Source organism: Hymenobacter sp. APR13 (genome assembly GCF_000737515.1).
Classification (GTDB): Bacteria; Bacteroidota; Bacteroidia; order Cytophagales; family Hymenobacteraceae; genus Hymenobacter.
The window spans coordinates 420764-441944 of record NZ_CP006587.1 but is presented as its reverse complement, the minus strand read 5'-3'; the positions used below and the strand labels follow the sequence as shown (position 1 = coordinate 441944).

14 protein-coding genes are annotated in these 21181 nt (G+C 64.3%); 2 read left to right on the top strand and 12 right to left on the bottom strand.

From position 1 onward, the window contains the following. Window positions 1-71: 71 nt before the first annotated feature. The 12 genes from N008_RS01805 to N008_RS01750 form a co-directional block, all read right to left on the bottom strand. Entirely contained in the window at window positions 72-587 is a 516-nt protein-coding gene (locus tag N008_RS01805) for a fasciclin domain-containing protein (protein ID WP_052381821.1), read from the bottom strand. 364 nt (window positions 588-951) lie between these two features. Beyond that, a complete protein-coding gene (locus tag N008_RS01800) occupies window positions 952-1626 on the bottom strand; it encodes an SOS response-associated peptidase (RefSeq protein ID WP_044013292.1) in 675 nt (224 codons plus the stop codon). Window positions 1627-1844: 218 nt separating this feature from the next. After that, window positions 1845-3320, bottom strand: coding sequence for a glycoside hydrolase family 30 protein (locus tag N008_RS01795; RefSeq protein ID WP_044013290.1), 1476 nt, complete (start codon window positions 3318-3320; stop codon window positions 1845-1847). 86 nt (window positions 3321-3406) lie between these two features. Continuing rightward, a complete protein-coding gene (locus N008_RS01790) occupies window positions 3407-4762 on the bottom strand; it encodes a glycoside hydrolase family 30 protein (RefSeq protein WP_410471195.1) in 1356 nt (451 codons plus the stop codon). A 244-nt stretch (window positions 4763-5006) separates the two neighbouring features. Next, a complete protein-coding gene (locus tag N008_RS01785; RefSeq protein ID WP_044013288.1) occupies window positions 5007-6119 on the bottom strand; it encodes a T9SS type A sorting domain-containing protein in 1113 nt (370 codons plus the stop codon). 43 nt (window positions 6120-6162) lie between these two features. Further along, on the bottom strand, window positions 6163-7599 hold the full coding sequence (locus N008_RS01780; RefSeq protein WP_044013286.1) for a glycoside hydrolase family 30 protein: 1437 nt from the start codon (window positions 7597-7599) through the stop codon (window positions 6163-6165). Between the two features lie 287 nt (window positions 7600-7886). Next, a complete protein-coding gene (locus tag N008_RS01775) occupies window positions 7887-9389 on the bottom strand; it encodes a RagB/SusD family nutrient uptake outer membrane protein (RefSeq protein WP_044013284.1) in 1503 nt (500 codons plus the stop codon). 13 nt (window positions 9390-9402) lie between these two features. Beyond that, window positions 9403-12618: a SusC/RagA family TonB-linked outer membrane protein gene (locus N008_RS01770; protein WP_052381083.1), complete on the bottom strand. Its 3216-nt coding sequence runs from the start codon at window positions 12616-12618 to the stop codon at window positions 9403-9405. 81 nt (window positions 12619-12699) lie between these two features. After that, entirely contained in the window at window positions 12700-13575 is an 876-nt protein-coding gene (locus N008_RS01765; RefSeq protein ID WP_044013282.1) for a carbohydrate kinase family protein, read from the bottom strand. Between the two features lie 182 nt (window positions 13576-13757). After that, window positions 13758-16586 (bottom strand): substrate-binding domain-containing protein, encoded by a 2829-nt coding sequence (locus N008_RS01760; RefSeq protein WP_052381082.1) that lies wholly within the window; start codon window positions 16584-16586, stop codon window positions 13758-13760. A 147-nt stretch (window positions 16587-16733) separates the two neighbouring features. After that, complete coding sequence (locus N008_RS01755) at window positions 16734-17525, bottom strand: hypothetical protein (RefSeq protein WP_044013280.1); 792 nt, start codon at window positions 17523-17525, stop codon at window positions 16734-16736. Between the two features lie 123 nt (window positions 17526-17648). Then, on the bottom strand, window positions 17649-18347 hold the full coding sequence (locus tag N008_RS01750; protein ID WP_052381081.1) for a DUF305 domain-containing protein: 699 nt from the start codon (window positions 18345-18347) through the stop codon (window positions 17649-17651). 321 nt (window positions 18348-18668) lie between these two features. Between N008_RS01750 and N008_RS01745 the strand changes: the two genes are divergently transcribed. Continuing rightward, complete coding sequence (locus N008_RS01745) at window positions 18669-20942, top strand: heavy metal translocating P-type ATPase (RefSeq protein ID WP_044013278.1); 2274 nt, start codon at window positions 18669-18671, stop codon at window positions 20940-20942. A 6-nt stretch (window positions 20943-20948) separates the two neighbouring features. Further along, entirely contained in the window at window positions 20949-21116 is a 168-nt protein-coding gene (locus tag N008_RS22895) for a hypothetical protein (protein WP_156108958.1), read from the top strand. Window positions 21117-21181 lie beyond the last annotated feature (65 nt).

The following is a 21181-nucleotide window of genomic DNA, read 5'->3' as shown; positions in this document are numbered from 1 at the left end:
AAAAGACCTGCTCCATCAGAAGCAGGTCTTTCCTTTAAGCAGGCAAACCACCGAGGGTGGCAATACCAGCTTTATTTGGTAGGCATCAGTACCGTGTCGATTACGTGCGTAATGCCGTTGCTCGATACCACGTTCGGGATGGTAACGTTGGCCATGCCGCCTTTGGCGTCATGAATCATTACGGTGTTGCCGCTACGGTGTACGGTCAGGTTTTCGCCTTCCACGGTGGTCAGGGTCTGGCCGTCCTTCAGGTCGGCAGCCATCAGGCGGCCGGGCACTACGTGGTAGGTGAGGATGGTGGTGAGCTTGGTTTTGTTTTCGGGCATCACCAGCGTGTTTACGGTGCCGGCGGGCAGCTTATCGAAAGCGGCGTTGGTGGGAGCGAAGACCGTGAACGGGCCCGTGCCTTTCAGCGTCTCCACGAGGCCGCCGGCCTTCACGGCAGCTACCAGCGTGGTGTGGTCGGCCGAGCCTACGGCGTTGTCGACGATGTCCTTATCGGGCGTCATCATGGCGCCGCCTACCATCACCCCACCCGACGTGGAAGCGCCCATGCTGCCGGAGCTCATGGAAGCGTCGCCGCTCATCTTCATTTCCTTCATGTCCTTGCCTTTGCGGGGCTTGGTGGTGGCTTTCATCTTCGAGCCATCGGCGGCTTCGCCTTTCACCTTCATCTTGCCATCGTCACCTACCTTGGTTTTGGTGGTCATTTCGGCGTCTTTGGTTTTGGTCTTCTCGTCGTCCGACTTGGTTTTGGTGGTCTGGGCGGCGGCAGTGGAAGAGAGGCCAACGTTTACGGCCAGGGCCAGCGTGGCGACGGAGAGGAATTTCTTGAACATGGTGTGAGAATATAGTGAGTGAGGAGAATTCAATTTTGGGCCTTATACGGGCTCTAGCCCAGAATAGATATTGCCAAGGCTATAAAGGCTTCTGGCTGCTTGAAATCGGGATTTAGGAAGCCGGAAGCAGAACACTAGGCTCGTTGTGGGCCGGCGAGTTTACGAGGGTGCTCACCACGTACTCCTGCATCTGGTCGGCGGCGTAGGGCAGCAGTAAGTCTTGGTGGGCGGCCGGGCCCAGGCCGTCGTCCAGCCAGGCCAGTTCCGCCTCACGCCCCGGCAGAATCACGGGCATGCGGTTGTGGATGCGGGCCATCAGGGCGTTAGGCTCAGTGGTGACGATGGTGAAGGTGGGCAGCACCTCGCCGCTGGCGCGGTCTAGCCACTCGTCCCAGAGGCCGGCAAAGGCGTAGGGCTGCTTGTTCTGCAGCAGGATGCGGTGGGGCGTTTTGGGGCCTTTGCTGCCGCCAGTCTGCTGCCACTCGTAAAAGCTGTCGGCCAGCACCAGGCAGCGCCGCCGCTGTAGCAGCTGCCGGAAGGAAGGCTTCTCGGCCAGGGTTTCGGCGCGGGCGTTGATGGGCTGTGGGCCGGTGGTGCGGTCTTTCACCCAGGCCGGCACCAGCCCCCACTGAAAGAGTTGCACCCGCCCCGGCTCGGTGTTCGTGACAACGGGCAGGCGCTGCGAGGGCGCAGCATTGTAGTTGGGCGCGAGGTCGGCTGGCACGGCCACCTCGAAGCGCTCCGCAATGGCCGGAGCCGGGGTAATGAAGGTATAGCGGCCGCACATAATCAGGAGAGGAAAAGTCAGGAAACGGTTTCCTCTGCAAACGGCCCACCCGCCGCGGAGTTGGCCCGGCGGCGGCTTCCAACATAAAAAAGAACGTCATGCTGAGCTTGCCGAAGCATCTCTACCGCACTAGTATGTTATTACTGTGGCGGTAGAGATGCTTCGGCAAGCTCAGCATGACGTCCTACAACGCTCAACGGCGTTTTGCTATCAGCGGGCTAGTTCACCACCATTGTCATGATGGAGTGGGCGGGGCTGTTGGCGCTGGCGCCCTGGCCCTGCATCCAGAGCTGGAAATCCTGGGCTTTGTCGCTGTTGTTCATCACCACCACGGCCACTTTGCCGTCGGGATTGAGGAAGGCGGTGGTGCTCAGATGGTCGCGGTTGGAGGCGCTGATGATGCGCCGCGCGCCGGGCTTGATGAACTTGGAGAAGTGGCCGATGTAGTAGTAGGCGTTGGTGTAAATCAGCTTGCCAGTGCGCGTATCGCCGATGATGGGCGAGAAGCAGAAGTTCTGCACGTGGTTGGGGCCACCGGTCTGGTCGAGCAATACGTTCCAGTCGGTCCAGCCCACGGTGCCGCTGTTGAAGTCGTTGATCATGGAGTGGCCGTACCGCTCGCCCAAGGCCCAGTCGTTCACCTTATCGAAGTTGAATTTCTCCACGCAGCCTTCCGTGAAAATCAGGTTGGTGTTGGGGTAGGCCTCGTGCACGCGGCGCAGGTTGTCGAAGAGCATGCTGCTGCCGGTCCAGGTTTCGTACCAGTGGTAGCCGATGCCCCACACATACTGCGCGGCCTTGGGGTCGTCGAGGATGGTGCTGGCACGCTGGTAGATCTGGTCGCGGTTGTGGTCCCAGGCAATGAGCTTCCGGTCGCCAAGGCCGCCTTTCTTCAGCGTCGGGCCGAGGTAGTCCCGGATGAAGTCGCGCTCCTCCTCGGCCGAGAAGATGCACGACTCCCACTTCTGCTTGGCCATCGGCTCGTTCTGCACGCTCAGCCCCCAAATCGGAATGCCCTGGCGCTCATACTCCTTGATGAACTTCACGTAGTAGTCGGCCCAGGTCTGGCGGTACTGGGGCAGCAGCTTGCCGCCGCGCAGCATGTCGTTGCTGTCCTTCATCCAGGCGGGCGGGCTCCAGGGGCTCACGTACATCGTGAGCTTGCCGCCGGCCGCCGCCTGGGCCTGCTTGATGAACGGAATCCGGAACTGCTCGTCGTGCTTCACGCTGAAGGTTTTCAGCTGTTCGTCCTTGTCGGCCACGTAGGTGTAGGGGCCGCTGGAGAAGTCGGAACTGTGGATGCTGGTGCGGGCCAGGGTGTAGCCGATGCCGGCCGTGGGGCTGTAGTAAGCCTGCATGAGCTCCTGCTGGGCGGCTTTGGGCAGCTTGGCGTAGGTTTCGGCGGCGGCATCCGTCAGGGCCCCGCCAATGCCCAGCATGGTCTGGAACGTCTTGCCGGGGTCCACGAAGATGCAGACCTGCGTTTCCAGCGGCTGGCCCACCGGCTGCAGCGTGAGGGTGTTGCCGGCCGAGAGCCGCAGCTCGGTGTTGGCGGCCGTGGTAAACACCTGGGCCTTTTTGCCAACGGCCGAATACGGCTGAGAATTACCTGATTTTTTGGCAGCTTTCTGAGCCACGGCGCTGCCGGCGCACAGCGCAGCCAGTAGCAAGGAAGGAAGGAGGGTTTTGCGCATAAGGAAAGTGGCGGCGGGTGGCCCGCCAGTGCCGCTGGCGTGGGGGCAGCGGCAGAAATGAAAATGCTAGAGAGTGGCGCCGTGGGCTACCACACGTAGGTTCCCACAGCGCCGGCCGGCAGCGTGGTGCTGGCTGCCTTGCCGCGGTACTGGATGTCGAAAGCCTGGGTGGTGCCGCTGGTGTTCTGCACAATCAGCACTTTCTGGCCATTCGGCGCCTTGAAAGCCACGTTGGTGAGGCTGCCGGGGGTAGTAGAACCAATGCGCACCGAGCCGGGCCGCACAAACTTGGCCGCGTGGGCCACCGTGTAGTAGGCCGTGTTGCGCGAAACCGTGTTGCCGTTGATGGTGAGGGCACCCAGGCAGGTGCTGCAGCCGCCGTTGGTGTGCGGACCGTAGTTCTGGTCGGCGGCCAGGTTCCATTCCAGCACGTTGCGGCTCCAGTTGCGCGTGCCCCCGATAATCAGGTTGTTGATGTGCCAGGTGAAGTCGGCGGCGAAGTTGCCGGGGCCGCCCACCCACTGCTCCGTAAAGTACACGCTCTTGGCCGGAAAGGCGTTGTGCACCTGGCTCATGGCGTTGATGTTGCCGGCGTACAGATGGAACGCCGAGCCATCGACGTAGCGGCTCACCTGCGGATCGGCCAGGATGGCGAGCGGGTAGTCGGTACGGTCGGTGTTGTGGTCATAGAGGATGATTTTGGTTGTCAGCCCAGCCGCCTGCAGCGCCGGCCCCAGGTTGTTTTTGATGAAGTTGCCCTGCTCCGCAGCCGTCATCAGCATGCTGGGGTTGTTGTAGGGGTTCAGGGGCTCGTTCTGGATGGTAATGGCATCGAGGCGCACGCCCTCGGCCTGCATCTGCTGCAGGTATTTCACGAAGTAGCGGGCGTACACGTCGTAGAACTCGGGCTTGAGCGAGCCGCCCACGAAGCTGCCGTTGGTTTTCATCCAGGTGGGCGCCGTCCAGGGCGAGCCCAGGATTTTCAGGTCGGGGTTGATCTGCAGAATCTCGCGCAGCACCGGCAGCAGGTCGGCGCGCTCGGGCTCCAGGCTGAAGCGGGCCAGCGTGGGGTCGGTCTGGCCGCCGGGCAGGTCGTTGTAGGTGAATTCGCGGCTGCTCAGGTCGGAAGCCCCGATGCTGATGCGCAGGTAGCTGACGCCAATGCTGCCGGCATCGGTGCCGAACAGCTCCCGCAGCAGCGTGGTGCGGTTCGCGGCGGGCAGCTGGTTGAGCAGCTGGGCACTGCCGCCCGTGAGCGTGTACCCAAAGCCGTCGATGCCCTGAAACGTCTGGGTGGTGTCTACTACAATAGTCGGATTCTGCCCCACCGGCGCCAGGAAATTCAGCGCCAGCGTGCTTTTCTGAAACAGCGCCGACTGGTCGGTGGTAGTCAGCCATAGCGCCACCTGCGACGGGCCGGCGGTGGGCGGAGTCGGTGGCACAGGCGGATTGGGAGTTGGCGTCTCATCCGGCTTCGACTTGCACTGCGTCAATAGTGTACAGGAAAGCAGTAATAAGCCTAAGCCGGAACGCAGGCGGTGGGCAGAAATACCAGGGAAGCGCATAGGAAAGGGAAACAGAAATTTAAAAGAGGAAGATGCGTGGAAATAGCCCAGGCACCGCCTCAGCGGCAGAACCCGGCGAATGGGTTGATGGCGGGGCGGCAGCGCGCCACCCCGCTACCGTTTACTCAACCACTACCCGTTGGGTGCTCAGTTGCTTTCCAACGCGCAAGGTTACCAGGTAAGTGCCCGCCGCCAGCTTCTGCAGCGGTGCCAGCTCCAGCGTATGTGCACCGGCTGCCTCGGTGGCCGAAAGTAGCGTCAGGGCTTTCTGTCCCAGCGTGTTGTATACCTCTACGCTAACAGCTGCCGCCGTGCCAGGCACAGCGTACGTCAGGCGGCTGTTGGCCGCCAGGGGGTTAGGATAGGCCGTGGCCTGCAGGGCGGCGCTGGCGGTGCGCGTAGCCAACGGCCCCGCCCCCACCTGATAGGCATAGCTCTGGTTGCCGGCAATGGCGGAGAAGTCAGGGTCGGCACCCAGGGCGGTAGTCTGGCCGGCAATCTGCGGCAGCACGTCCGAGTAGAAGTCCCCGTTGTCGGCCACATAGGCCACCATGGCCCGGAAAACATCATTAGCGGCGGCGCCACCCAGAGCTGCCAGGGGGTACTCTATTTCCCAGCCGGTGGTGGTGTTGGCGGCCACGCTACCCGTAGCGCTGGTCTTAAACGATATCTTGGCGCCCACTACACCGCTGTTGGCATCCGTTACGGTGAAGGCAGTGCCCGTTTTGTTGGTCGAGCCCAGATACACATCGGGGTAGCGGCCGGCCGCGTTGGGCGTGGCCGTATAGTCGATTTTGCTATGGTAGGCATTCTGGTCACTGCCGTTCAGGGGCGAGGTCGTGAGGCGGAAGCCGAAATCAACCGGCATGTCCAGCGTAGGCCGAATACGGAACTGTGAGGTGTTGTCGGAGCCCCCGGCTAGGCGGGTGCCGGCAGGCGTGCCCGTGCGGTTAGGAGTATCGAGGTAAAGCAAAAGCGCACTGTAGGCTGTCTGCTCCGGCGAGGCTACCACCATAATGTTGAGCGTGGTGGCCGTTGTGCCCATGTACAGCGTTTTCAGGCCCCGGTCGGCTACCGAGTGCGAGTTGGTGTACGTGCCCACCAATTGGTATTTGCCTACGCCGGTGCCCACCTCGGCGGGCGCCAGCGTACCATCAACCGTGAACTGCGCCTGGGCGCTCAGTGCCGTGGCCGCCAAGGCTACGGTGGCAGAAAGGGTAAATAGGTTTTTCATGGGAATTAAGAAAGGTTGGTGTAAGTAGTTTCAAGTCAGAATTCTACCACACATAGGTGCCCACGGCGCCGGGGGCCAGGGTGGAGGCAAACGTGCGGCCGGCGTGGCGCACGCTGAAGGTTTGGGCGGTGGGGTTGTCGTTCTGCACAATCAGCACCCGGTCGCCGTTGGGCGCCTTGAAGGCCACGTTGGCCAGCTTGCCGGTTACACTAGAGCCAATGCGCACCGAACCGGGCCGCACAAACTTGCTGGCGTGCGCAATGATGTAGTAAGCATCTTCGCGGCTGACGGTGTTGCCGTCCAGCGTGAGGGCGCCGCGGCACTCGGTACAGCCGCCGGGCGTGTGCGGGTTCTGCTGCGGATCGGCGGCCAGGTTCCACTCCAGCACCGTGCGGGCCCAGTTGCGCGTGCCTCCAATGATGAGCGTGCGCACGTGCCAGGGCAGGTTTTCCGAGAAGTTGCTCTTCGAGCCTACCCACTGCTCCGTGAAGTACAGGTTCTTGTCGGGGTGGGCGTCGTGCACCTGGCTCAGGGCCTCAATGGGGCCGGCGTAGAGGTGAAACGCCGAGCCGTCCACGTACTGCTTGGCCTCGGGGTCGTTGAGGATGGTAATCGGGTAGTCGGGCCGGTCGGCGTTGTGGTCGTAGACGATGATTTTGGTGTCCAGCTTTGCCGCTTTGAATGTGGGGCCGAGGTGCTTCTTCACGAACTCGGCCTGCTGCTCGGCCAGCATCAGCAAGCTGGGGTTGTTGCCGGGGTGCAAAGGCTCGTTCTGGATGGTAATGGCGTCAATCCGCACGCCCTCAGCCTTCATCTGCTGCACGTATTTCACGAAGTAGCGGGCGTAGGCGTCGTAAAACTCAGGCTTCAGCGAGCCGCCTTTGGAGTTGCCGTTGGTTTTCATCCAGGTCGGCGGCGACCAGGGCGAGCCGAGCAGCTTGATGGCCGGGTTGATGGCCAGAATCTCCTTCAGGATGGGCAGCAGGTGGGCCCGGTCGGGGGCGAGGCTGAACTTAGCGAGGGTAGGGTCGGTCTGGCCGGCGGGCAGGTCGTCGTAGCTGAAAACCTGGGCATCGAGGTCGGAAGCCCCAATGCTCAGGCGTAAGTAGCTGACGCCAATAGCGTTGCCGGTGGTGCCGAACAGCTCCTGCAGCAACGCGGCGCGTTTGGGTGCATCCATGCGGTGTAGCAGCTCGGCGCTGCCGCCCGTCAGGCAGTACCCGAAGCCGTCAATCGGCTGAAAGGTCTGGCTGTCATCGACTTCAATAACCGCCCCGGCAGCCGGGCTGGCGCTCCAGGTGGGCGCCGGCTGCAGCTGAAACAAAGCCGATTTATCGGGAGTGGTGAGCCAGAATGCGGCCGAACGGCTGGTGCTGGCCGGAGCCGGGGCGGTGCTGGCCTGGGGTGGCCGCTGGCAGCCTGCGCCGAGGCCCAGCAGCAGCAGCAGCGAAAAGCTGGTAGATCGGAAAGTGGAAATCATAGCAAGTCGGAAAAGCAGAAAAGGGCAGGAGTGGCAGCCAGGCCCAGCGGCTTCCGCCGCCAGCCCAGGCCCCGAGGGCCGATTCCGAGGTGTCCCCCCACGAAACCGGCCCTGGTTCCTGTTGGCCGGAAATGCGCCGGACCGCGCAGCTTGTCCCGGGGCGTTGCAGCGCCCCGAGCACAGGAAGCTACCGCTGCCTTCCGCCGAAAATTGAAGCCATACCAGGGTCGTTCAGCAGATTCAACCAGGCTCCTTTTTTCGTCGGCATGACAGCGGCAGCCCTGCTGTTAGTACCCCGGGTTCTGGGTTACGTTGGGGTTGGTGTTGGTTTCCTGCTGCGGAATGGGCAGCAGCAGGTAGTTCACGTCGCGGCGGGTCAGCTTCTCCTGGATGGCGTCGAGGGCATCCTTGGGGTGGTTGACGCCGGACTGGGCGGCTTCGTGGCGGGTGTAGCGCAGCAAGTCAAACCACCGCTCGCCCTCGAAGGCCAGCTCCAGTCGGCGCTGCCGGTCGATTTCGTTGCGCAGCGTGGCCTGGCTGGCGGCTTCCGGCGAGGCAGCCGTGAGTGCCGCCAGCCCGGCGCGGGTCCGTACTTGGTTGAGGGGCGGCAGCGCAGCAGCCGTCTGGCCCTGTTCGTTGGCAGCTTCGGCCTGCATCAGCAGCACATCGGCGTAGCGGATGACGTAGGTGTTGTCGGCGGAGTTGAAGCTGTTGGGGTTGCCGGGCCACTTGTACACGAAGGGGCCGTCGTCGTTGCCGGTGCCAGGGCCGCCGTCTACGTAGCTCACATGGTCGCGGCCGCCCGTCACGTTGCCGATATAGGCCCAGCGCAGGTCGGTGCGGCGCTGCTGCGGGTTGTTGGGGGCGTAGGTGGTGGTGTCGGCGCCGTTGGGGCCGCCACCCAGCAGCTCAGGCGTAGGGATGTTGAACTTCGGAAACGAGAAAGTAGCGGGCGGCGCGGGCAAGGCCACGTCGGGGAAGATGTTGCCCCCGTCGTCAGCTCCCGCAAACTGCACCTCAAACACCGACTCGCGGCGGTTGTTGGCCGGATACAGGGCTTTGGGCGTGCTTTCGAGGCCGTAGAAGCCGCTGGATACCACCTGCGCGGCCGCAGTGCCGGCCGCGGCCCAGTTGCGCTGCGTGAGTTGCACGCGGGCCAGCAGGCCGTTCACCGAGCCGCGCGTGGCGCGGGTGCGGGCCGTGGCATTGCCCGTTGGGGCCAGCTCGGCGGCCTGCGTGAGGTCGTCCACAATCTGCGCGTACACCTGGTCGGCGCTGGCGCGGCTCAGGTTCAGCACGGCCGGGTCGCCGGTTTCGGTGGGCTCCAGGCGCAGCGGCACGCCGCCGTAGAGGCGCACCAGGTTGAAGTAGTGCAGGGCGCGCAGGAAGCGGGCCTCGCCCAGAATCTGGTTGCGGCGGGCTTCCGGCATCGTGATGGTGGGCACGTACTTCAGCACAGCGTTAGCGCGGTTGATGCCGATGTAGGAGGCCGTGTACACGGTGCGCACCTGCTTGGTGGTGGGGCGCCACGTGAAGCGGTCCAGATCGGTCACGTCGCCGTTGGTGCTGCTAGCGTTGTCGGTCGGCATTTCGCCCACGGCAATCAAATCCAGGCCGTAGGTGCCTTCCTGCTGCAGGGCGTCGTAGGCGGCCGAAATGCCGGCCTCGGCGTCGTCGGCGTTCTGAAAAAAGTTGACGGGCGTGACGCTGGGCAGCGGCTCCTTGTCGAGGATGTCGCAGCTGGTCGTAACCAGCAGGGCCGCCAGAATAGGGTACAGTATCTTTTTCATGAGTGGGAGTCGGTTAGAAAGTGGCGTTCAGACCTACCGTGTAGGTGCGGGCCTGCGGATACACGCCCAGGTCGCGGCCGAAGCCAGTGCTGGAGAAGGGGTCGGCGCTTACTTCGGGGTCATAGCCGGAGTAGTCGGTCCAAGTGAGCAGGTTCTGGCCCGTCACGTAGACGCGCACGCCGCTGATGCCGGACTTCTGCAGCACGCTCTGCGGCAGGCCGTAGGCCAGCGTCAGGTTCTTGAGGCGCACATATGAGCCGTCCTCGATGAAGCGGCTGGACACCTGGTTGTTGCCGGCCGGGTCGCCGAACACGGCGCGGGGTACGTCGGTGTTGGTGTTGGTCGGGGTCCAGCGGTTCAGCACGCGGGTGGTCTGGTTGAGGGCCTGGCTCATGCCCTCGGTGGTGCGGCGGTTTTCGTTGTAGATGTCGTTGCCAAACGAGCCCTGGAAGAACACGCTCAGCTCCAGTCCCTTAAACGAGAAGGTGTTCGTGACACCCGCAATGGAGTTGGGGTTGGCATTGCCAATCACCGTGCGGTCCTGGTCGTTGATGCGGCCGTCGCCGTTCAGGTCCGCAAACCGCTGGTCGCCGGCGCGGGCATTAGGGTTCTGGGCGCGGGCCTCGGCGTCGGTCTGGAAGATGCCGTCGGCTTTCAGGCCGTAGAAAGTGCCCAGCGGCGAGCCATTGCGCACAATGTTGTAGTCGTTGATGATCTGGCGGCCGCTCTCCTGGCCCTGCTCGTTGCGCACGGTCCCGATGTTGATGACCTTGCCGCGGTTGAGCGTGAAGTTCAGGTTGGTGCTCCAGGCGAAGCCGTTGTCCTCGGCGCGCACGTTCACCGTGTTCAAGCCCAGCTCCAGGCCCTTATTTTCCACTTCGCCCAGGTTCTGGATGATGTTGAGCGTCTGGGCGCCGGTGCTCAGCGGCAGCGGCACCTCAAACAGCAGGTCGGTGCTGCGCTTGCGGTACAGGTCGGCGTTGAAGGTCAGGCGGTCTTCCAGCAAGCTCAGGTCGAGGCCCAGGTTGGTTTGCTTGGTTACCTCCCAGCTCACGTCGGCGTTACCGATGCGCTCCGGCGCGATACCGCCCGAAATGCTGCCGTTGCCCTGGTAGCCGAAGCCCGAGCCGTAGGTGGAGAAGCGCACGTAGTCACCGATTTCCTGGTTGCCGTTTTCGCCGTAGGAAGCGCGCAGCTTCAGGCTATTAATGGCGTCAATCTGCGGGAAGAAGCTTTCCTTGCTGATGTTCCAGCCCGCGCTGACGGCCGGGAAATAGCCGAAGCGCTTGTTTTTGGCAAAGCGGCTGGAGCCGTCGGCCCGGAAGCTGACGGTGGCCAGGTACCGGTCGTCGTAGTTGTAGATGGCGCGCCCGAACGCGCTCAGCAGCGCCCACTCCGACTCGAAGCTGCTCACCGAGCGGTTGGCGGTGCCGGCAAAGAGGTACGGCACGGCGTTGGACGGGAAGCCCGTGGCGCGGGCGTTGGACGTGAACCGGTTGGACGCCTGCACCGACTGGCCGGCCAGCAGCGTCAGGCGGCTTTTCTCACCCAGTGTGAGGTTATAGGTCAGCGTGTTTTCGTTCAGCCAGATCACCTGCTGGTCGGTGCCGGTGCGGGCCTGGCCGAGCGTGGCCGGGTCGGGCGTGCTGGTCTGGCGGTTGCCGGGGTACTCGCGGGTCACGTACTCATTCTCCACCTGCGAGCGGAAATCAATGCCCAGCGACGAGCGGAACTGCAGGTTGTCGAGGATGTCCAGCTCGCCGTAGATGTTGCCGATGGCCTGATAAATCAGGGCCTTGTTGCGGGTTTCCAGCAGGTTGCCCACAGGGTTGTCGAAGCTGCTGTTGAAGGGGTTGGTGGCGTAGGTGCCGTCGGCGTTGCGCACGGGCAGCGTCGGAATCTGGGTGATGGTGCCCAGCACCGTGCCGCCGTTGCCGGAGCCGCGCTCCGAGCGCACTGAGCCGTTGTTGTTGGTGCGGCTCAGGTTCAGATTGGTGCCGATACGGAACCGCTTGCTCACTTCCTGATCCAGGTTGATGCGGAAGCTAAACCGGTCGAAGCCCGAGTTGCGGAAGATACCGTCCTGCTTGAAGTAGCCGCCGCTCACATAATAGCGGGTTTTGTCGGAGCCGCCGCTCACGTTGAGCTGGTAGTTCTGGATGGCGGCCGTGCGGTACACCTCGTCCTGCCAGTCGGTGTTGGCGGGCAGGTTGTTGAGGTCAGGATACGCGGCGGTGCGGCCACCGTTGATCAGGGCTTCGTTGTAGTACTCGGCAAACTGGCGGGCGTTGAGCACGTCCAGCTTTTTGCGCAGCTGCTGCTGGCCGTAGTACATGCTTAGGCCGACCTGGGCCTTGCCGGCCTTGCCACGCTTGGTCGTAATCACCACCACGCCGTTGGAAGCGCGCACGCCGTAAATAGCGGCCGCCGCGCCGTCCTTCAGCACGTCGATGCTTTCGATGTCGCTGGGGTTGAGGGCGTTCAGCGGGTTCGGCGACTGGTTGCTCAAGCCGCCCAGCTCCCGATTATAGGAGGGTAAAACCGGCACGCCGTCAATCACATACAGCGGGCTGTTCGACAAGCTCACCGAGGAGTTGCCCCGAATACGGACGTTGATACCCGCGCCGGGCGCGCCGCTCGGCGAGGTCACCTGCACGCCGGGCGTCTGGCCCTGCAGTGCCTGGTCGAAGCCGGCCACCGTCTGCCGCTCAATCTGCCGCGCCCCCACCGACGAAACGGCCGTGGTCAGCTCCTGCCGGGTCTGGGTGCCGTAGCCTACCACCACCACTTCGTTCAGGGCCTGGGTGTTTTCTGCCAGGGTGGCGGCGGCCACCTGCGTGGTCTGGCCATCCACCACCGTAATCGGCAGGCGTACCGTGGTGAAGCCGATGGAGGAAATAACCAGGGTGTGCGGGCCGGCCGGCACGTTCGGGATAGTGTAGTTGCCGTTGGCGTCGGTGGCGCTACCCAGGGTAGTGCCTTCCACCACCACCGTTACGCCGGGCAGGGCCTCGCCCTTGGCATCCACCACCCGCCCCGAAACGGGGCCGTTGAAGGCGGCAGTCAGGTCTTTGCCGGCCGTAGGGGCCGGTAGGGTGGGAGCGTAGGCCAGCGCCGCGCCCGGCTGGGCGGCGGCCAGGCCCGTGAGCAGCAAGCTGCCCACGGCCGGCGTCAGCAGCAGGCGCCGGAAGGGCCGGTTGCCCTGCGGAGATTGTAAAGGGAACGACATGAGAAAGTGGGTTAGGTGAGACGAAGTAGTGGAAGAGCAGAAGCGGCGCCCGCCTGCTGGTGGCAGGCGTTGCGGGCCGGGTTAGCCGGTAAGGTCTAGAATGGCGGTTTCCGAAAGCGGCGCGGCGCCGCGGTGCGTGGCCACCAGCGCGGCCGCCGCACAGGCCCGCCGCAAACTGGCGGCAGGAGAGGCAGTGGGCCAGTCGGCCAGCAGCGCGGCCAGGAAGGCGTCGCTGCTGCCCAGTGTGTCCTGCACAGCCACCGCAAAGCCGGGCTGCTCCAGCAGGTGGCCGCCGTGCCAGAGAGTGGCGCCGGCCGCGCCTCGGGTGAGGCACACGGCCTGCAGCCCGAAGTGCGCCGCCAGCCACGGCAGCGCTGTAGCCGGGGTAGCGGGCTGGCCCAGCCAGCCCATTATTTCGGTGAGTTCAGCTTCGTTGAGCTTCACCAGATCGGCCTGGCGGAGTAGGTACTGCACCACCGAGCGGGTGTAGTGCGGGGCGCGCATGTTCACGTCGAACACCTTGTAGGGCGCCACTTGCAGCAGGCGGTACAGCGTTTCGCGGGTAGCCAGGCTGCGAGCCGCCACCGACCCATACACCAGCATGCGGGCGCCGGCCACGGTATCGCGCAGCTCGTCGGTGTGCTGGAGGTAGTCCCAGGCCACGGGCTCTACCACTTTGTAGGTGGTGCGGCCGTGGCGCAGCGTCACTTTCACCACGCCCGTCAGGTGGGTCTGGCTGCGCTGAATCAGCTCCTGGCCCAGACCCTGCGCGGCCAGCTGCTCCAGCAGATCTGTGCCCAGCTCATCGTCGCCGACGCGGCTGATGAGCTGCACCGGCTGGCCCAGCTGCCGCAGGTGCCGCGCCACATTGAACGGCGCGCCGCCGGGCTGGCGGCCATCGGGCAGCATGTCCCAAAGGAACTCGCCGAGGCAGACAATGGGGGCAGATGGGTTCATGGACGCAGGACGATTTCAACAAAAGTCGTCTGCTGCTACCCCGAAGGCTTGCTGATTTATTTCAAAAATCGAACAGTATCATAATGTGGTATAATAAATTGAATATCAATTGATTAAAAATAAAAAAACCGCGCCTGTTACAGGCGCGGTTTCGTTTTTAGCACACGGCTTTCAGGATTGTATCAGTGGTGCGGGGTGATGTGCAGGGCCCGGAACTCGGAAGGCGAAATCTGGTAGCGCCCCTTAAAGCTGGTGGAGAAGTAGGAGGGCGAAGAGAAGCCCAGCTCGTAGGCGACGTCGGCAATGCTGAGGGCATCATCAAGCAGCAGCTCGCGGGCTTTGGTGAGGCGCAGGTTCTGGATGAAGTCGGTGACGCCGGTGCCCAGCACGGCCTTCACTTTGCGGTAGAGCTGCATGCGCGAAATGCCCAGGCTGCGGGCAATGTCTTCCACGCTCAGGTCGGTGCGGGTGAGGTGGGCCTCCACGATGGCCGTGAGGTCGGCCAGGAATTTCTGGTCGGGGTTGGTGGCCACCGTGGCCGTATCCACGGACAGCTCGCGCCGGAAATGCTCGCGCTGGCGGGCGCGGTTAGCCAGCAGCGTCCGCACGCTTTCCAGCAGGAAGGTGGGGTTGAAGGGCTTGGTGAGGTAGAGGTCGGCGCCGGCCTGCACGCCTTCCACCTGCTGCTCGGGCGCGCTGCGCGCCGTGAGGAGCACCACCGGAATGTGGCTGGTGCGCCAGTCGGCCCGCAGCTGGGTCACCACTTCCAAACCGCTCAGGCCGGGCATCATCACGTCGCACACAATCAGGTCCGGAATCAGGTCGGTGGCCATGCGGAAGCCGGTGTGGCCGTCGGTGGCGCTTTGCACCCGGAAATCGGTGCGCAGCCGCCGCGCCAGAAAGTCGTTGACTTCGGCGTTGTCTTCAATCACCAACACCAGTGTCTCGCTGCCGCCATCGGCCGGGGCGGCCGTGGTGGCTTCCAGCTCGGGGCTGAAGGTGGCGGCAATGGCCTCAGGCTCATCGAGCAGGAAGCTGGCGGTGGGCGCCTCGCTGGTGGAGCGCAGGGCTTCGGGCAGCTCGCGGGGCAGCGCCACCACAAAGGTGCTGCCCTGGCCGGGCTGGCTGCTGAACGTGAGCTGGCCCTGGTGCAGGCGCACGAGGCCCTGGGCCAGCGCCAGTCCCATGCCCGAGCCCTTGGCCACGGCGCCCTGGTCGCCTTGGTAAAACCACTCGAAAATGTGGGCCTGGTCCTGGTCGCTGATGCCGCGGCCCGTGTCGGCGATGCTCACGCGCAGGCCCTGGCCGTTGGGGCTAGCCTGCAGGCTGATGGTAATGCGGCCTTGCTCGGGCGTGAACTTCAGGGCGTTGGAGAGCAGGTTGAAGAACACCTTGTCGAGGATGTTGCCATCAAACCAGGCCAGCAACTCGGGCTCGGCGGCCAGAAACCGCAGCTGCACGCCGCGTAGCCGGGCCGGCTTCTCGAAGGCATCCACGATTTCGCGCACAAAGGCCACCAGGTTGCCGTAGGTGGCGCGCACGGCCATTTTGCCCACTTCAATTTTGCGGAAATCCAGCAGCTGGTTTACGAGCTGCAGCAGGCGCTGGGTATTGCGACGCACCAAAGCCAGGTCCTGGTGCTGGGCGGCGGTGAGGTCGGGCGTGCTGGTGAGCAGCTCTTCCACGGGCCCCAGAATCAGGGTGAGCGGGGTGCGCAGCTCGTGCGAGAAGTTGGTGAAGAAGCGCAGCTTGGCCTCCGTGTCGGCGCGCGACTGCTCGGCCAGGGCCTCCAACTGGTTGCGCTGCAGCCGGATTTCCTCGTTCTGCTGCTGCAGCTGCTGGTTGATTTTGTCGTTTTCGGCATTGCGCAGCGCCAGCTGCCGGTTGATCTGCCGGTTTTTGCGGGCCGAGTGCCAGGCCAACGCCCCCAGCACCAAGGCCCCGAGTAGCGTCGCCAGCAGGCCGTAGAGGATGGTTTGCTGGCTGGCGTAGGTGGCGCGCAGCCGCTGCAGCAGGCCCTGCTGCCGCTCGATGTCGTGCTGCTGGCTGGTCATCTTGTCGGTCTGCTGCTGCAGGGTCAGCACGTTCGTGGAGTCGATGACAATGGTGCCGAGCGTGTTTTCCTTGTCGTAGGGCTGCTTGTTGAGGATTTTCAGGGCCGTGCGCATGGCGTCCTCGCCGCCTGGCGAGTACAGGATAGACGCATCAAGGATGCCGCGCTGCACCAGGTCAATGCCTTCACCCTTGCCCACCAGCCCATCCACGCCAATGATGCGCACCTTGCCGGTCAGCCCGAGCTGCTGGCACACTTCGTAGGCGCCGCGGCCCATGGCGTCGTTGTGGGCGAAAATCAGCGCCACGTTGGGGTGGGCGCGCAACGCCTCCACGAGGGCCGGCTTCAGGGTTTTTTCCTGCCAGTTGCCGGTCACCTGGGCCACCACCCGAAGGCCGGGAAAGGCTTTCAGGCCCTCGGCGAAGCCCTGGTGGCGCTCCGAAGTAGCCGAGGAGCCGGGTGTGCCCACAATCTCAACGACTTCGCCCTGCGGGCGACCCAGCAGGCGGGCGCCGTAGCGGGCCGCCGTCTGGCCCACTTCCAGGTTGTCGCCGCCCACGTAGGCGGTGTAGCGTTGCGAGGCCGTGCGGCGGTCAAGCAGCAGCACCGGAATGCCCTGGGCGTAGGCTTCCTCCACGGCCGGCGTTACGGGCCCAGCTTCATACGGCGACACAATCAGCAGGTCGAGGCCGCCTTGTACCAGCGTGCGGATCTGCTGCTGCTGCAGGTCGCTGTTGTCGTGGGCGTCGGTGGTGCGCAGCTGCACTTCGGGGTGGAAGCTCAGCTCCCGGTTGATGCCGTTGAGCATGGCCTCGCGCCATGGCCCCGACGTGCTGCACTGCGAAAACCCGATGCGGTAGGCCGGCGTTTTGGCCGGCTCCGCACAGCCCGCCAGCAGCGCCCCGGTCAGCAGGCATAGCAGCAGTTGAAGCTCCCGAAAGAGTTCTGCTTTTCTCAAGTAACAACAGGCCCTGCCAGGGGTGGGAACTGGCCCGGCCTAATCAAATATACCGGATTCTTCTGCACCCTGCCAAGAATATAGAAACGCCCGCATACGCCTGCCTAGCCCCAGACCCACCAAGCTGAACGATGGCGCCCAGGGATTTCAGGGCCGCGGCGCGGGCGGGTGGCTGCGGGAGATGATGCGCTGCAGATCCTGCAGGTTGCCGTAGTCGGGCCGAATGAAGCCCAGCTCCGGATTGTCCAGGTCGCGAATCGACTGGATGGTCAGCACGGAAATTACCACGAACAGGATGGGTACGAAATAGTGGCGGGTTTCCTGGGCGCTGTTGGTGAAGCCCACCAGAATGCCAATGGCCCACGACGAGACAAACAGCAGCGACAGAATAGAATAGGGCGTGCCCTCCCGGTAAGAATAGTGCAGCCGAAACGTGTTGGAATCAAGCTTGTTGAAGGCCGGCAACAGCCGCCGCACACTGTCGGCACGGGCCGGGGAGGTACGCCCGGCGGCACTGAGCTGCTGCCAGAACTGCTGGTCGAGGCGCTCCAGGCGGCGGAGGTGGGCGGGGTCGTGGGGGCGGCGGGGGCGGTGCTCGTTGAGCTCCAGCTGCAGCAGCTGCAGCAGAAACCGCTGCACGGCGGCGCGCTCCGGAGCCGGCAGCAGCTGGCTTTCGCGGTAGAGCTCGGCAATGGCATCCGAAGTCTGGTGAATGAGGCCGGTGCGCTCCTTGAGCGAGTTGTTGGACGAGAGCAGCGTGAACGACAGCAGCAAGCCGAACACCGTAATCAGGGCGCTTTCGATGCCCGACGGCTTCCAGACGCGCTGGCGGCGGCGGTAGTACACCTCGGCAAACAGGTAGCCCACCGCCACGGCCAGCAGCAACGACGCCGGGTAGGCCAGCACAAACCACAAAACCTCGAACGTACTGTACCGCATGCTGCCAGGTTAACACGTTTTCTATTCAGCCGGCCACACCCCGCAGGTGCAACAGCCCCTTCAAGAAACGAAAAAGCCCCGGTTCCAGCGCAGGACCAGGGCTTTTCGTGGGAGGGCATGCAGCTACATCTTCTCTGGGTTCTGATTGTGCCAGGCTTTGAACGCCGCAATTTCCTTTTGCTGGGTGGCTATCATCTGCCGGGCCAGGGCCTTGAGTTGCGCGTCTTGGCCGTGGGCCACCTCGGCCTGCGCCATGTCCACGGCACTCTGGTGATGCACGGTCATCAGCATGTTGAAGTTCATGTCGGGGTCGGCCACCGGCTGGGGCATGTTGCGCATCATGCCGCTCATGGAAGCCGCCATTTTGCTGGCGAACGGGTCCGTGGCCTGCTCCGGGTTGTAGTTGGTGGGGGCGTCGGCGAGGCGGGTGGCCGCGGCTTCCAGCGCCGTTATTTCCTGCTGCTGGCCGGCCTTGATTTCCTCGGCCAGCCGGCGCATGGTCGCGTCTTTGCCGTCGCGCAGCTCCAGGTCGGCCATCACCACGGCGCCTTTGTGGTGCGCCAGCATGTGGCGGGCGAAGTCGTGGTCGGTATTGCCGCGCATGGGCACCGCGTGCATCTGCTGCATCATCTCGTTCATGGCCGTGAGCTGCGGCGAGGCGGCGCTGTCGGTGTTGTGGGCCATAGCCGAGTGGTCCATGCCGGCCATATCGTGGGCGGCCGGAGCGGAGTCGGCGGTGGTGGGAGTCTTGGCGTCGGGGTTGCAGCCAGCCAGCAGCAGGCTCGCGCAAAGTAGGGCCAGGGGGAAAGCAGGTTTTTTCATAGAAGAAGACAGAAAGGCGAAAAGAAGGAAAGGCCAGCGCCCGGCAAAAAGCAGGTGCCAGAAGCGCAACGTGTGCTGCACCCGTTTACGCAGCTTCGGATACAGCCGATACGCAGGGCGCGGCAGGCGGTAGACCGAGCCAACAGGAAAACGGCCTCCAGGCCACGCCAGGGCCGGTTGCCGATCCGGGCGAGGGAGAATTATGCAACTATTCGGTTGGATTCCGTACGGTCCCGGACCTTCTGGCAGTGTTCCTTTGTAAGTGCATTGCCGCCTTGCGGCCGGGCCCAACCCCGGCCGGCGTTACGCGTGCCCAACCCTATGGAACCCGACCTTAAAACCGAAACCCTCGACATCGAAGGCATGACCTGCGCTTCGTGCGCCTCCTTCGTGGAGAAGTCCCTAGCCCGCACGCCCGGCGTGCAGCGGGCCGTCGTGAATTTCGCCACCGAAAAAGCCACCATCGACTACCTGCCCGCCGAGGCCAGCCCGGCCTCCCTGAAGCAGGCCGTGGTGCAGGCCGGCTACGGCGTGCTGGAGCGCGCCCCCGACACCAGCGCCGCCGACCGGCAGCTGGAGCTCGACCAGCAGAAAGCCCTGGCCTACCAGCACCTGCAGCGCCGGTTCTGGGTGGCGGCCGGGTTGGCGCTCGTCATCATGCCCCTGAGCATGCTCATGCTGTGGCCTGCGGCCATGCAGCGTATCAACATGCAATGGCTCAACTACGGCCTGCTGCTGCTCACGCTGCCTGTGCTGCTCTACAGCGGCCGCGAGTTCTACACCGCCGCCTGGAATGGCTTCCGGCACCGCGCCGCCAACATGGACACGCTCATTGCCGTGGGCACCGGCGCGGCCTTCCTCTACAGCCTGGCCGCCACGCTGCTGCCCAACTTTTTCCGGCAGCGCGGCATCATGCCCGAAGTCTACTACGACACCACGGCCACCATCATTGCCCTGATTCTGCTGGGCAAGGTGCTGGAGCTGCGGGCCAAAACCCAGACCTCGGCCGCCATCCGGGCGCTGATGGGGCTGCAGGCGAAAACGGCCCGCCTCGTGCGGCCCGGCGGCCAGGAAGTGGACGTCCCCATCGAGCAGGTGCGCCCCGGCGACTTGGTGCTGGTGCGGCCCGGCGAGAAAGTCGCCACCGACGGCATCCTCGAAGAAGGCCACTCGGCCGTGGAGGAAGCCATGCTCACCGGCGAAAGCCTGCCGGTGGAAAAGCGGCCCGGCGACCCGGTGTTCGGGGCCACGCTCAACAAAACCGGCTCCTTCCGCTTCCGCGTCACCAAAACCGGCGCCGACACCATGCTGGCCCGCATTGTGCAGCTGGTGGAAGACGCTCAAGGCAGTCGTGCCCCCATCCAGCGCCTCGCCGATAAGGTCAGCGCCATTTTCGTGCCCACGGTGGTCGTCATTGCCATCCTCACCTTCGTGCTTTGGTTTGATCTGGCCCCCATCGAAACCCGGCTGCCGCTGGCGCTGGTCAACTTTGTGGCCGTGCTCATCATTGCCTGCCCGTGCGCGCTGGGGCTGGCCACGCCCACGGCCATCATGGTGGGCACCGGCAATGGCGCCGAGCACGGCGTACTGATCCGCAACGCCGAAGTGCTGGAAAAGGCCTATCAGGTAACCACCGTGCTGCTCGACAAAACCGGCACCATCACCCGCGGCGAGCCGACCGTCACGGATTTTGTGCCCGCTGCCGGCCAGGCTGCCGCCCAGCTGCTGCCGTTGGTGGCGGCCGTAGAGCGGCAGAGTGAGCACCCGCTGGCCGCCGCCGTGGTGCGCTACGCCGACAGCCAGCAGGCCGCTGCGCTGCCGGCCAGCGGCTTCAGGGCCGTGGAAGGGAAGGGCGCCCAGGCCACCGTAAACGGCCAGCTGGTGCTCGTCGGCAATGCCCGGCTGCTGGCGGAGGTCGGTATCAGTTTACCGCCCGCCGTGCTTCAGCAGGCCGAAGTGCTGCTGGCTCAGGCCAAAACCGTGCTCTACGTGGCCGTGGCCGGCGAGGCCGCCGGGCTTATCGGCGTGGCCGACACCGTGCGCGATACCTCCGCCGCGGCCATCCGGCAGCTGCAGCGCATGGGCCTGGAAGTGGTGATGATGACCGGCGACAACCCGCAGGTGGCCGCCCAGATAGCCCAGCAGGTGGGCATCACGCGCTACTTTGCCGAGGTGCTGCCCCAGGACAAGGCCGCCAAGGTGCAAACCCTGCAGGCCGAAGGCCGCACGGTGGCCATGGTCGGCGACGGTATCAACGATGCGCCTGCGCTGGCCCGCGCCGACGTGGGGCTGGCCATGGGCGGCGGCACCGATGTGGCAATGGAAGCGGCCGGCATCACCCTCATGCGCTCTGACCTGCAGGGCGTGGTGACGGCCCTGCAGCTCTCACGCCAAACCATGCGCATCATCCGCCAGAACCTGTTTTTTGCGTTCTTCTACAACGCGCTGGGCATTCCCGTAGCCGCCGGGCTGCTGTACCCGGTTTTCGGGTGGCTACTGTCGCCGATGCTGGCGGCCGGGGCTATGGCCCTGAGCTCGGTATCGGTACTGACCAACTCGCTGCGCCTGCGCGGCTTCAAGCCTTCCAAATCCTAACTCCGCATGGACACCGCAGAAATCATCGTAACGCTGAGCGGCGCGGCCCTGATTGGGTTCGTGGTCTGGTATTTCTTTCTGGCTGCCCGCCGGCTAACCGCCGCACCTGCGCCCGACACCACCACAAGCCCGGAAACCCCGCCCCGCTCTGCGCTTGAGCCAGGGCGTGACTGACTTGTTTTACCAGCAGCTGGATAAAAATGGAAAAAGCCCCTTAGCGGTGCGCTAAGGGGCTTTCT

Bases quoted from the DNA above. Each gene is read 5' to 3' on its own strand.
- N008_RS01805 (WP_052381821.1), bottom strand. From the start codon at position 587: ATGAGCGGCGACGCTTCCATGAGCTCCGGCAGCATGGGCGCTTCCACG.
- N008_RS01800 (WP_044013292.1), bottom strand. From the start codon at position 1,626: ATGTGCGGCCGCTATACCTTCATTACCCCGGCTCCGGCCATTGCGGAG.
- N008_RS01795 (WP_044013290.1), bottom strand. From the start codon at position 3,320: ATGCGCAAAACCCTCCTTCCTTCCTTGCTACTGGCTGCGCTGTGCGCC.
- N008_RS01785 (WP_044013288.1), bottom strand. From the start codon at position 6,119: ATGAAAAACCTATTTACCCTTTCTGCCACCGTAGCCTTGGCGGCCACG.
- N008_RS01780 (WP_044013286.1), bottom strand. From the start codon at position 7,599: ATGATTTCCACTTTCCGATCTACCAGCTTTTCGCTGCTGCTGCTGCTG.
- N008_RS01775 (WP_044013284.1), bottom strand. From the start codon at position 9,389: ATGAAAAAGATACTGTACCCTATTCTGGCGGCCCTGCTGGTTACGACC.
- N008_RS01770 (WP_052381083.1), bottom strand. From the start codon at position 12,618: ATGTCGTTCCCTTTACAATCTCCGCAGGGCAACCGGCCCTTCCGGCGC.
- N008_RS01765 (WP_044013282.1), bottom strand. From the start codon at position 13,575: ATGAACCCATCTGCCCCCATTGTCTGCCTCGGCGAGTTCCTTTGGGAC.
- N008_RS01755 (WP_044013280.1), bottom strand. From the start codon at position 17,525: ATGCGGTACAGTACGTTCGAGGTTTTGTGGTTTGTGCTGGCCTACCCG.
- N008_RS01750 (WP_052381081.1), bottom strand. From the start codon at position 18,347: ATGAAAAAACCTGCTTTCCCCCTGGCCCTACTTTGCGCGAGCCTGCTG.
- N008_RS01745 (WP_044013278.1), top strand. From the start codon at position 18,669: ATGGAACCCGACCTTAAAACCGAAACCCTCGACATCGAAGGCATGACC.
- N008_RS22895 (WP_156108958.1), top strand. From the start codon at position 20,949: ATGGACACCGCAGAAATCATCGTAACGCTGAGCGGCGCGGCCCTGATT.